The organism is Skermanella mucosa, assembly GCF_016765655.2.
GTDB lineage: Bacteria > Pseudomonadota > Alphaproteobacteria > Azospirillales > Azospirillaceae > Skermanella > Skermanella mucosa.
Map to the genome: position 1 here is coordinate 4873995 of NZ_CP086106.1, position 12244 is coordinate 4886238.

The 12244-nt window shown below is 69.1% G+C and carries 11 protein-coding genes; 9 read left to right on the plus strand and 2 right to left on the minus strand.

Translation table 11 applies throughout. From position 1 onward, the window contains the following. Positions 1–11: 11 nt before the first annotated feature. Positions 12–2288 carry a xanthine dehydrogenase family protein molybdopterin-binding subunit gene (locus JL100_RS22645; RefSeq protein ID WP_202682268.1) on the plus strand — a complete coding sequence of 759 codons (2277 nt, stop codon included), beginning with the start codon at positions 12–14 and terminating at the stop codon, positions 2286–2288. Between the two features lie 59 nt (positions 2289–2347). Here JL100_RS22645 and JL100_RS22650 read toward each other — a convergent pair whose 3' ends face one another. Both JL100_RS22650 and JL100_RS22655 read right to left on the minus strand, forming a co-directional pair. Further along, positions 2348–2719 (minus strand): hypothetical protein, encoded by a 372-nt coding sequence (locus JL100_RS22650; RefSeq protein ID WP_202682267.1) that lies wholly within the window; start codon positions 2717–2719, stop codon positions 2348–2350. A 154-nt stretch (positions 2720–2873) separates the two neighbouring features. Next, a complete protein-coding gene (locus JL100_RS22655; RefSeq protein WP_228420844.1) occupies positions 2874–4025 on the minus strand; it encodes a TIGR03364 family FAD-dependent oxidoreductase in 1152 nt (383 codons plus the stop codon). A gap of 268 nt (positions 4026–4293) precedes the next feature. Between JL100_RS22655 and JL100_RS22660 the strand changes: the two genes are divergently transcribed. The 8 genes from JL100_RS22660 (at position 4294) to JL100_RS22695 (ending at position 12020) form a co-directional block, all read left to right on the plus strand. After that, positions 4294–4932 carry an acyltransferase gene (locus JL100_RS22660; protein WP_202682266.1) on the plus strand — a complete coding sequence of 213 codons (639 nt, stop codon included), beginning with the start codon at positions 4294–4296 and terminating at the stop codon, positions 4930–4932. 162 nt (positions 4933–5094) lie between these two features. Beyond that, positions 5095–6171 carry a glycosyltransferase family 2 protein gene (locus JL100_RS22665; protein WP_202682265.1) on the plus strand — a complete coding sequence of 359 codons (1077 nt, stop codon included), beginning with the start codon at positions 5095–5097 and terminating at the stop codon, positions 6169–6171. A gap of 14 nt (positions 6172–6185) precedes the next feature. Then, positions 6186–7829 (plus strand): glycosyltransferase family 39 protein, encoded by a 1644-nt coding sequence (locus JL100_RS22670; protein ID WP_202682264.1) that lies wholly within the window; start codon positions 6186–6188, stop codon positions 7827–7829. A gap of 93 nt (positions 7830–7922) precedes the next feature. Then, positions 7923–9125: a beta-ketothiolase BktB gene (gene bktB, locus JL100_RS22675; protein ID WP_228420845.1), complete on the plus strand. Its 1203-nt coding sequence runs from the start codon at positions 7923–7925 to the stop codon at positions 9123–9125. Then, positions 9118–9534, plus strand: coding sequence for a PaaI family thioesterase (locus JL100_RS22680; RefSeq protein WP_202682262.1), 417 nt, complete (start codon positions 9118–9120; stop codon positions 9532–9534). Before bktB ends, JL100_RS22680 begins: the two co-directional genes overlap by 8 nt. Before the next feature lie 35 nt (positions 9535–9569). After that, on the plus strand, positions 9570–10016 hold the full coding sequence (locus JL100_RS22685) for a GNAT family N-acetyltransferase (RefSeq protein ID WP_202682261.1): 447 nt from the start codon (positions 9570–9572) through the stop codon (positions 10014–10016). Between the two features lie 93 nt (positions 10017–10109). Beyond that, complete coding sequence (locus JL100_RS22690) at positions 10110–10820, plus strand: transcriptional regulator NanR (protein WP_202682260.1); 711 nt, start codon at positions 10110–10112, stop codon at positions 10818–10820. A 126-nt stretch (positions 10821–10946) separates the two neighbouring features. Further along, the gene (locus JL100_RS22695; protein ID WP_202682259.1) at positions 10947–12020 is read left to right on the plus strand and encodes a Gfo/Idh/MocA family protein; all 1074 of its coding nucleotides are present in this window, start codon (positions 10947–10949) and stop codon (positions 12018–12020) included. Positions 12021–12244 lie beyond the last annotated feature (224 nt).

Here is a 12244-nt window from a genome sequence, read left to right on the forward strand (position 1 = left end):
GGCGAGACGGCATGACCAGCAATATCCAGGACTTCCGCCGCCCCGAGGGCGGGCGTTATGTCGGCTCGGCCCAGCGCCGGATCGACGGCCGGCTGAAGGTGACCGGCGGAGCCAAGTATGCCGGCGAGTTCCCGGCGCCCGGCCTGACCTACGGCTACGTGATCTCGTCCGAGATCGCCCACGGCCGGATCATCCGCATCGACACTTCGGCCGCCGAGGCGGTCCCCGGCGTCATCAAGGTGCTCACCCACCTGAACCGGCCCAAGGTCGCCGACGAGGACAAGAAGTACCAGGACCAGACCGCCCCGCCGGGCTCGCCCATGCGGGCGCTGGGCGACGACAAGATCGCCTACAGCGGCCAGCCGATCGCGCTGGTCGTGGCGGAGACGTTCGAACTGGCCCGTTACGCTGCCACCCTGGTGGAGATCGGGTACGAGAGCTGGCCGCACAAGTCGGACCTGAAGGCCGAGCGCGCCGCCGCCTACGAGCCCAAGGAGAAGCGGAACGGCATCGCCCCGGCACCGCCGCCGCGCGGCGACGTGGATGCCGCCTTCGCCAAGGCGCCGGTCCAGTTCGAGAACGAGTACCGGGTCGCGGTGGAGCACCACAACCCCATGGAGCCCCACGCCTCCACCGTGGTCTGGGGCGACGGCGGCAAGCTGACGATCTACGACAAGACCCAGGGCGTCCAGAATTCCCAGAACTACGTCACCGGCGTGTTCGGGCTGAAGAAGGAGGACGTCCGGGTCATCTCGCCCTTCGTCGGCGGAGCCTTCGGCTCGGGCCTGCGTCCGCAGTACCAGCTCTACCTGGCGGTGATGGCGGCGCTGGACCTGAAGCGATCGGTCCGGGTGGTGCTGACCCGCGACCAGATGTTCACCTTCGTCCACCGGCCGGACACGCTCCAGACGCTGGCGATGGCGGCCGGTAAGGACGGCAAGCTCCAGGGCATCCGGCACGACGCGGTGGCCGAGACCTCGACCTTCGAGGACTACCAGGAGGTGGTCGTCAACTGGTCGGGCCTGCTGTACGACTGCCCCAATACCAAGCTCACATACGAGCTTGCGAAGATGAACACCTACACGCCCGGCGACATGCGGGCGCCTGGCGCCACGCTGGGCGTCTATGCGCTGGAATCGGCGATGGACGAGCTGGCCTACGCGACCGGCGTCGATCCCGTCGATCTCCGGCTCAAGAACTATGCCGAGAAGGACGAGAACGAGGGCAAGCCGTTCAGCAGCAAGGAGCTGCGGGCCTGCTACGCCAAGGCCGCCGAGCGTTTCGGCTGGTCGAAGCGGAACCCGAAGCCGCGGTCGATGCGGGAAGGCCGGGAACTGATCGGCTGGGGCATGGCGAGCGGCGTCTGGGAAGCCATGATGATGCAGACCAGCGCGCGGGCCATCCTGAAGGCCGATGGCACGCTGGAGGTCGCCACCGCCACCGCCGATATCGGCACCGGCACCTACACCATCCTGGCCCAGCTCGGCGCCGACGCGCTGGGGATGCCGATCGAAGCCGTGACGGTCAAGATCGGCGACAGCTCGCTTCCGAAGTCGCCGGTCGAGGGCGGGTCCTGGGCCGCGGCGTCGGCCGGCACCGCCGTCCAGGCCGCTTGCTATACCGTGCGCGAGAAGCTGTTCAACGCGGCCCGCACGGTCGAGGGCTCGCCGCTCGCCAATTTCAGCATCGACCGCGTCGTGTTCGAGAACGGGCGGATCACAGTGGACGGCGACCCGTCGCGCTTCGTCACCCTGGCCGACGCCCTGGCGGCCAGCGGGCAGGCCGAGATCTCGGCCGAGGAGACGACCCAGCCCGATCCGGAGACCAAGAAGAAGTACTCGGGCTACACCCACTCCGCCATCTTCGCCGAGGTGCGGATCGACGAGGAGCTTGGCGTGATCCGCCTGACGCGCGTGGTCAACGCGGTGGCCGCCGGCAAGATCCTGAACACCAAGACCGCCCGCAGCCAGATCCTGGGCGGCGTCGTGTTCGGCATCGGCATGGCGCTCCATGAGGAGAGCCTGATGGACAAGGAGCTCGGCCGCTTCATGAACCACAACATCGCCGAGTACCACATCCCCGCCCATGCCGACGTCCGGGACATCGACGTGATCTTCGTGGACGAGCACGACGACAAGGCGAGCCCGATCGGCGTGAAGGGCCTGGGCGAGATCGGCATCGTCGGCACGGCGGCGGCGATCGCCAACGCGGTGTACCACGCCACCGGCCGCCGCATCCGGCACCTGCCGATCACGATCGACAAGGTGATGGGCGCGGGAGAAGCTTAAGCTCGGACGTCGGGGCGCGGGATGGTGCGGCCATCCCGCGCCCACATCCGTTCACTCGATCATCTCTCCTGTCCAGCGGTCGCGTCCGGCCCAGAGGGGACATTGGGGACAGGTCCCCCCTCGTAATCTATGCCCTCCTCATGCGGACAGCCGATGATCCTGTCGGCCATGACGACGGTGAGGCCACCGGATCGCTGGATGAACTCCAGGATTTCCGTGATGACCTGGGGATCGGTCCTGACATCCTGGTCGTCCGAAAGCCATCGGCGCATCAGATAGGGCTCTTGATCCTTGGCCGGGACGATCGCGACGGTGACTTTCGATGCCCTCCGGTCGTCGGGGCCGTAGCAGGCGACCGTCTCGACGGGAAAGCCGCGGAAACCCTTCTTGGACTTCTTGCCGAGACGCTTTACAGCCTGCCCTTTCAGCATGCAAAACCTCGCTTGATGTTCGGTCCTCATAGAAGAACAGCATCTTCAAGGATGCCAGACCCCGTCGTCCTGCTGCGCGAGCAGGAGATCGCCATGCCGCTGGAGATGGTGAGCCGGTTCGAGCAGCGGATGGAAGCGGTGCGGGAGCGGGGCGTCAGGAAGCCGCCCCCTCCCCGAACAGGTCGGCCACCGCCTCCTCGCCGATGGCGAAGGCGGTGCTCATGCCGGTTCCGCTGGAGACGACGGACAGGCGCACCGCCGGGTCGGGAGCGTCGATGAAGGCGGTTTCCGTCGGGGACGACGGGTAGCAGCCGAGCCAGCGCTCGGTCACGGTCATGTCGGGAATATCCAGCGTCTCCGCCGCGTGCCGCAGGATGATCGCGTCCACCCCTGCGGGGGCGAAGGGATCGGGCGTCGGGTCGTAGTGGTGGCTGTCGCCGACCACCAGCGAGCCGTCGGCACTCTGCACGACGATCAGGTGGATGCCGTTGGCGAGCGCGTCCCCCGCCTCGGCTTCCAGGCGCGCCTTGAGCGCCGGCACGCCGGGCAGGTCGGTGTAGCCTTCGTAGCGCACTAGGCTGAGATCCTGCATGACCGATCCCGGCAAGCGCCACCCGCCCGGCTGCGGGGCGAGGCGCAGCATGTGGAGCTTGCTCTGGGTGAGGCCGCGCCTTGCCAGCGTCTCGGGGAAGAGGGACAGCAGGTCCCCACCGGGGCAGACCGCGACGCGCGACGCCGTGATGCGTCCGGCGGTGGTGTCCACGACGGCGGCGTCGGCCGCACCGGCCTCGACGCCGCGCGCCTGGACTCCCCACAGGAAATCGACGCCGTGGGCGGAAGCCAGGTAGGCGGCCAGCTTCGGCAGGGCTTCGCGTGGCTCGACCCGCAGCTCGTGGGGGCTCCACAGGGCGCCCCGGATGCCCGGACGGACCATCGGCAGGGTTCGCGCCACCTCCGCGGGATCGAGCAGGCGGCACCCCTCGCCCATGGTTCCGGCGGCGAATTGTTCGAGGACCGCCATGGCCTCGGGCCGGTGGGCAACGACCGCGGTCCCCCGGTGCAGGACGGGAATGCCCGCCAGGGGAGCCACCTCCGCCCAGACATCGCGGCTGCGGCGCGCCCGGTTCCAGGTGGTGCCGGCGCGCTGCCCGGTGACCGTCACGAAGCCGAAGTTGCGGATCGAGGCGCCGTTGGACCGCCGGTCCCGGTCGATCACGCAGACCTTCAGGCGGCGTTTCGCGGTGGCCAGCGCATGGGCCAAGCCGACGATACCGCCGCCGATGACCGCCAGATCGTAATGCGTCACTTGATCTCTCCCGCCTCGAAATTCACCTCACCCATGCGCTGGGGCCGGGCGATGACAGCAGACGGGAGAATCCGACAACGGGCACGGTTCGGCCACTGGTTTTTTTACGGCGCCTGCTCCCTGGGAGGAGGCGCGCCCCGCACACCTTGGGCGGCGGGACGCCGCCCCTCCGCAATTGGCGGAGCCTCACGGATGCTCTCATAGCAGCTCCCCGCCTACCCGTTATAGCCCATTGCCCGGCAGCCCGGAGGCATGCTCCAAGAACGGCATGGCGGGTGAATTCAGTTTCAGGTCGATGGTCAAGGCGCTGGTGGACGGCGTGTGCATCGCGATCGCGGCGCTGCCGGCGGGGCTGTGTCGGCTGGAGGCGCGGTTCGGCGAGCGGGGAGACCTGTTCACGCTGTTCGGGCAGGTATTCTCGGCCGTGCCGGGACTGCCGGGCAACTTCCTGCGCCGGGCCTTCGCGAGGCTGACCCTCGACACCTGCGCGCCGGACTGCGAGATCGGCTTCATGACCTGGTTCTCCAGCCGTCACGCCCGGGTGGGACGGGGAGTCTATATCGGGCCGATGTGCGTGATCGCCGATGCGGAGATCGGCGAGCGCTCGCTGGTGGCGACGCGGGTCAGCATCCTGAGCGGCAAGAACCAGCACGGGTTCGACGCGGAGGGCCGGCTGATCCCGTTCAGCCGCGACCGCGCGGCCTTCGTCAGCATCGGGCGTAACACCTGGATCGGCGAGGGCGCCATCGTCATGGCCGATGTCGGCGACGGCTGCGTGGTGGCGGCGGGCGCCGTGGTGACAAGGCCGGTGCCCTCCGGGCAGATCGTCGGCGGCAACCCGGCCCGGGTCATCGGAGCGGTCGATACCGCTTTCGGAAGGGAAGAAAAAGTCAGAATCATGCCATGACTGGGGTAACTAAATCTTATCGTTTTCGATAGTTAATCATGATCGGACGTATAGCACGGTGCGTTCGGTCGTGTTATAGAGCGCGCCGGCATTACTGGAACCATCTTGGGAGCAGGCGCCAGCCTTGCCGGGGCGGCGCTACCGTTATAGGCATCCGAAACCATGTCTTCCCTGGACGCAGTATCGCCGATCGTCGCGCAGATCGATCCCCGTTCCACCGAGCGCGACCGGGAAGGACGCATGCTGCTGTCCCTGGTGATCCCCTGCTACAACGAGTCGGCCAATATCGAGCCGCTGTTCGCCCGGCTATTCCCTGTCCTGGACACCCTTCCCATGGATTGGGAAGTGGTCTGCGTCAACGACGGCAGCCGCGACGATACGCTGGACAGGCTGACCGCCGTCCATGAGCGGGAGCCGAGGGTGCGGGTGGTCGACCTGTCGCGCAACTTCGGGAAGGAGGCGGCCCTGTCCGCCGGGCTGGCGGTCGCCGACGGCGATGCCGTCGTCCCGATGGACGCCGACCTGCAGCATCCGCCGGAGCTGCTGCCCGACCTGGTCGCCCGGTGGCGCGAGGGCTTCGACGTGGTGATCGCGATCCGCCATGCGCGGACCGGCCAGTCCGCAAGCAACCGGCTGGGAGCGCGTGTCTTCTACTGGCTGTTCGACCGCATGTCGGAAGTGCCGCTGCCGCGCGAGGCCGGGGATTTCCGGCTGCTCGACCGGGTCGTGGTCGACGTCATCAACCGCATGCCGGAACGCACCCGGTTCATGAAGGGCATTTTCGCCTGGGTCGGCTTCCGGCAGACGACGGTCCCGTATGTCCAAGGCGAGCGCGCCGCCGGCGAGACCAAATGGGGCTTCCTGAAGCTGCTGCGCTTCTCCCTGGTCGGGCTCACCGCCTTCTCGAAGTTCCCGCTGCGCATATGGGGGCTGGTCGGGGCGGTCGTCTCCGGGCTGGCCTTCTGCTACATCGTGCTTCGGCTGATGCGGACGGCCCTGTACGGCATCGACGTGCCCGGCTACGAGTCCATCATCGTCACCGTGCTGTTCCTGGGCGGGGTCCAGCTGCTGACCCTGGGCATCATCGGCGACTATCTGGGCCGGGTCTTCGACGAGGTGAAGGGGCGACCGCTCTACATCGTGCGCTCCATCCGCGGCAGGGCGGCGCCGTCGGCGGTGTCGCGCGGGATGGAAGCCTCGCGCGGCGCCGAGTCCGTTTACCGGCGCGGCGATTCCTGACCGGTTCCACGTCGATGACCGTCATCGATCCACGGATCCCGCAATCCGCCTTCGATCGGGTGGTTGCGGGAGTCCTGCCGAGAAGCCTGTTCGACGACCTGGCCCTGGGGCTGCTGCTGTCGCTGGGCGTCCTGATCGTCCTGACCTTCCCCAACTACGGCATCATCTGGGACGAGGAGGTCCAGCGGACCTACGGGCTGCTGCTGCTGGACTATTATGCCTCGGGGCTGCGGGACCTGTCGGCCTTCGGCTATGACAATCTGTACCTGTACGGCGGCGGCTTCGACATGGCGGCGGCGCTGCTCGAGCGGGTATCCCCGCTGGGCGCGTACGAGACGCGGCACCTGCTCGGCGGGATGGTCGGGCTGCTCGGCATGGCCGGCACCTGGCGGCTGGGCAGGCTGGTCGGGGGCGAGAGGACGGGCTTCTTCGCGCTGCTGCTGCTGGCGCTGCTGCCGGCCTATTACGGGCACATGTTCTCCAACCCCAAGGACATTCCGTTCGCCTGCGGCATGGTCTGGTGCCTCCACCTGTCGGCGCTGATCCTGCGCGAGCTGCCGCGGCCGCGCCCGGGCCTGGTCCTGGGTTTCGGCGTCGTGCTCGGCCTGACGCTGGGGACCCGCGTCGGCGGCGTGCTGGCGGTGTTCTTCCTGGGAGCGGCGGTGCTGGGCCACCTGGGACGGATCGCGGCGCGGCGCGGCGGCTTCGCGCCGGCTGCCCGGCAGGCCTTGTCCATCGCGCTGCGCCTGTCGCCGGCCCTGCCGGTCGCCTGGATGGTCATGGTCCTGGTCTGGCCCTGGGCGCACCTGGACTTCCTGAACCCGGTCCGGGCTTTTCTGAAATTCTCCGCCTTCCCGTGGCCCAACGAGGTGCTGTACGGCGGCCGGTGGATCGCTGCGGACGAGCTGCCGGCGACATACCTGGCGACCATGCTGGGGCTGCAACTGCCGGAGTTGCTGCTGGCGGGGCTGGTGCCCGCGGCCTGGTACGGGTTCCGCGCCCTGGCCCGGCCTCCCCTGGTCGTGGACGGGACCCGGCGCCTCCAGGTGGGGCTGGTGGCGCTGGCGGCCGTCTTTCCCGTGGCCTATGCGCTGGTCAGCCATCCCGTCCTGTACAACGGGTTCCGCCATTTCCTGTTCGTGCTGCCGCCCCTGGCGGTGCTGGCGGCGCTGGGGTTCGACCGGCTGTGGGCGGCGGCGGCGGACAACCGGTCCCGGCTGCGCGGCCGGCTGCTGGCCCTGCCCTTCACGGCCGCCGTGGTGGCGCAGGTCTGGACCATGGCGGCGCTGCATCCCTACGAATACATCTACTACAACCGCATCGCCGGCGGCATCGCCGGGGCCGAATGGCGCTACGAGCTGGATTACTGGGGCGCCGCCCTGCGCGAGGCCGCCCTGGAGCTGGACGAGTACGTGGCCAACGAGCGCGGCGGCAGGATCGGCACCGCCGACCGGATCCGCGTCTTCGTCTGCGGCCATCCGAATTCCGCGATGTATTTCCTGCCGCCGCAGTTCCGGCTGGTGGGCGCGCCGGAGCAGGCCGATTTTCTGGTGTCCTGGACCCAGGCGGGCTGCAACTTCACCATGTTCGGCCAGGTGGTCGCGGAGGTCCGGCGCTTCGGGGTGACGCTGGCGGTGGTGAAGGATCTGCGGGAGTAGCGGGCCTTCGGAGCGTGGACATTCGCCAAGCACGACCGTATGACGGTGGTCCGGGCGACCGGCAGGTCGCGGGCAAGGATCAGGGAGGAAACCGTGAGCGACATTGGAGGAGCGGGCCGGGACGTCGTGATCGTCAGCGGCGTGCGGACCGCCGTCGGCGACTTCGGCGGCGGGCTGAAGGACGTCCCGCCGTCCGAGCTGGGCGCCCTGGTGATAGGGCAAGCGCTGGGCCGGGCGGGCGTGCCGGCCGCGGACGTGCAGCACGTGGTCATGGGCCAGGTGATCCAGAGCGAGCCGCGCGACATGTACCTGTCGCGCACGGCCGCCATCGGCGCCGGCATCCCGCCGGAGGTGCCGGCCCTGACGCTCAACCGGCTGTGCGGGTCGGGGGTCCAGGCGATCGTGTCGGCGGCCCAGATGATCCTTCTGGGCGAATGCTCGGTCGCGGTGGCCGGCGGGGCGGAAAGCATGAGCCGGGCGCCCTATGTCACGACCGGCGCGCGCTGGGGCGTCAAGATGGGCGACAGCACCCTGGTGGACGCCATGACCGCCGCGCTGAACGACCCGTTCGGCAACGGCCACATGGGCGTCACGGCGGAGAACGTGGCGGAGCGCTTCGGCATCGACCGGCGCACCCAGGACGAGTTCGCGGTGGAAAGCCACCGCCGGGCCGCCCGGGCGATCGACGCCGGATACTTCAAGGAGCAGATCGTCCCGGTCGAGGTCAGGACCCGCAAGGGCGTCCAGGTCTTCGACACCGACGAGCATGTCCGGCGCGGGCTGGCGGTCGAGGACGTGGCCAAGCTGCGGCCGGTGTTCAAGCCGGACGGCAGCGTGACCGCGGCCAACGCGTCCGGCATCAACGACGGGGCCGCCGCGGTGGTGCTGATGTCCGCCGCGGAAGCGGAGCGGCGCGGCATCCGGCCGATGGCGCGCATCCTGTCGTGGGGCCATGCCGGCGTGGCGCCGGAGGTCATGGGCCTGGGGCCGATCCCGGCGGTGCCGAAGGCGCTGGAGCGCGCCGGCCTGTCGGTCGCCGACCTGGACGTGATCGAGAGCAACGAGGCCTTCGCGGCGCAGGCCTGCGCGGTCGCGAAGGAGCTGGGGCTGCCGGCCGACCGGACCAACCCCAACGGCGGCGCGGTCGCCCTGGGCCATCCGGTGGGCGCCACCGGCTGCATCATCACGGTCAAGGCGTTGTACGAGCTGAAGCGGACCGGCGGGCGGTACGGGCTGATGACCATGTGCATCGGCGGGGGCCAGGGCATCGCCCTGGTGGTCGAGAACCTTGGCTGACCGTCCCGTGGGTTTCGAGGAGCTTGCGGCGGCCGGGTGGGAGCATCTGCCCGATTCCGGCTTCCTGGGCCTGGTCGGCCCGATGTGGCGGCGGGGCGACGCGTTCGGGTTCCTGGCGGAACCCCGGCACGCCAATTACATCAACGTCGTCCAGGGCGGCATGCTGATGACCTTCGCAGACCGCGCGCTGGGGATCAGCGCGTGGGAGGCGGCGGTGAACAAGGCCTGCGTCACGATCCAGTTCGACATGCAGTTCATCGGGGCGGCGGATATCGGCGACTTCGTCGAGATCACGCCGGAGGTGATCCGCAGGACGCGGACCCTGGTGTTCCTGCGCGGGACGATCCTGGACGGCGACCGGGTCGTGGCGTCGGCCAGCGGCGTCTGGAAGATCCTCGACCGGAAGTGATAGCCTGTCCTCCGGCTTGCAAAGAGGAGGGCGGCATGGTCGAGATCAGGGATCCGAAGCCGGAGGACGAGACCGTCTGGCGGGAGTTGTGGGCGGGGTACAACCGCTTCTACGGGGCCGACGTGCCGGAGGAGGCGACCGCCGGCACCTGGGCGCGCATCCTGGACCCGGGGTCGGCGATCTTCTGCCGGCTGGCGGTCCGGGACGACGCCGTCGTCGTCGGCTTCGCCAACTGCGTCGTGCATCCCAGCACATGGTCGACGGCGTCGTCCTGCTATCTGGAGGACCTGTTCGTGGCGCCGGAGGCGCGCGGGACCGGGGCCGGCCGGGCGCTGATCCAGGACCTCGCCGACATGGGGCGGACCAAGGGATGGCGCCGGGTCTACTGGCATACGAAGCAGGACAACGCGGTGGCGCGGCGGCTGTACGACCGGTTCGCCCCGGCGGACGGCTTCGTGCGCTATGTCGTCGATCTGACTTGAGCTTTGGCGGCACTGGCCCGATCATGATACCAGTTCCATGATACCAGTTCCATGATACCAGTTCGAGCACCTGTTTCCGCCAGAGCCGCTGCCATGACCTCGATCGACCCGATCCCCCGGCGCAAGCTTTACCAGGAGGTCCTGGACCGCCTGCTGGCCCGGATCTCCAGCGGCGAGTACGCGGTGGGCGACCAGCTGCCCAGCGAGCGCCAGCTGATGGAGATGTACAAGGTCGGCCGCCCCGCGATCCGGGAGGCGATGCAGACCCTGTCCCACATGGGGCTGGTGTCGATCACCCACGGCGAGCGGGCGCGGGTCACGCCGATCACCGCGGACCGGGTGATCGAGCAGGTCGGCGAGACCGCCAAGCACTTCATCGCCGGAGCTCCCGAGAACCTGGAGCACCTGAAGGAGGCCCGCGTCTTCTTCGAGGTCGGCATGGTCCGGCTGGCCGCCGAGCGGGCGACGGAGGAGGATATCGGCCGGCTGGCCCGCCGGCTGGAGGACCACCGGGAGGCGCTGGCGGACCTGCCCAACTTCCTGCCCTGCGACATGGCCTTCCACCGCGAGATCGCCACCATCTCCGGCAACCCGATCTATGTGGCGGTCAGCCAGTCCATGTTCGCGTGGCTGGCGGTCTATCACGTGAAGCTGCTGCGGGCACCGGGCGCCGAGCTGATCACCATCGAGGAGCATGAGAGGATCTTCGACGCCGTCGCCGACCGCGATCCGGACGAGGCGGCGGCGGCCATGTCCGACCACCTGAAGCGGGCGAGCCAGCTGTACCGGCAATTCGAAAGTTGACCGGCGGTCCGGGAGTTGACCGGCGGTTCGGGAGTTGACCGGAAGACCATGGGGCCGCCACGATAACCCGGAGGTCCGGAGCCCTGGAGACCTGACGCGCCGGATCCGCATCGAGGAGAGACCCGCATGACTTCCCCGGCTTCTTCGGTCTATGCGCCGCGCCCCGGCAAGCTTCGCGGCACCCTGGTCGGCTGCGGCTTCTTCGCCGAGAACCACCTGAACGCCTGGACCTTGATGCGGGACACCCCGCTGGAGGGCGTCGAGCTGGTCGCGGTGTGCGACAAGGACGTGGGCAAGGCGGAAGCCGCCGCCCGGCGCTTCGGCGTGCCGAACGTCTATGCCGACGCGGAGGCGATGCTGGCGGAGCAGAAGCCCGACTTCGTGGACATCGCGACCACCCTGCCCTCCCACCGGGCGCTGGTGGAGCTGGCGGCCCGGCACGGCGTGCCCGCGATCTGCCAGAAGCCCTTCGCCGCCAGCCTGGAGGACGCGGAGGCGATGGTGCGGGCCTGCGCCGAGGCCGGCGTGCAGCTGATGGTCCACGAGAATTTCCGCTGGCAGCACCCGCTGCTGGCGGTGAAGCAGGCGCTGGACGAGGGCTGGGCGGGCCGGCCGTTCTTCGGCCGGGTCCAGTTCCGCCACGGCTTCGACATCATCGCCAATCAGCCCTACCTGGCGGAGGACGAGCGCTACATCATCATGGATGTGGGGCTTCACCTGCTGGACGTGGCCCGCTTCCTGTTCGGCGAGGCCGGGCGGCTCTATTGCCGGACCGCGCGGATCGACCCGCGCGTGCGGGGGGAGGACACCGCGACCATGCTGGTGGACTTCCACGGCGGCGTCACGGGGGTGGTCGACCTGTCCACCGCGACCCGGACCGAGCCGGAGCCCTTCCCCGAATGCCTGGTGCGGATCGAGGGGACCGACGGCACGATCGATCTGGAGCAGGGCTATCGGCTGGTGCTGAGCCGGCCGGGCCACCGGGAGGTGCGGCCGGTCGATGCGGAGCTTCTGCCCTGGGCCGCCCGGCCGTGGCACGTGGTGCAGGACAGCGTTCTGGCGATCCAGCGCCACTGGGTCGATTGCCTGCGCGAGGGCCGCGAGCCGGACACCTCGGGGGCGGACAACCTGCGCACCCTGGAGCTGACCTTCGGCGCCTACCGGTCGGCGGAGACCGGCGAGGCGGTGGCGTTCGGCTGACACCCCCCTCCCCCGTGGGAGAATGTCAGCGGATGTCATGATTCCCGGATCAAGCCCGCGACTGCCCGGCACGATGACTGGTTGAATCATTGGAGAAATGTAGGTCGGGCAGAGCGAAGCGGCACCCGACGGCAACGCGTCGGCTTTGTCGGGTGCCGCGTCGCTCTACCTAGCCTACAGGGCTGACACCCCTCTCCCGTGCCAAAATGTCAGCCGATGTCATC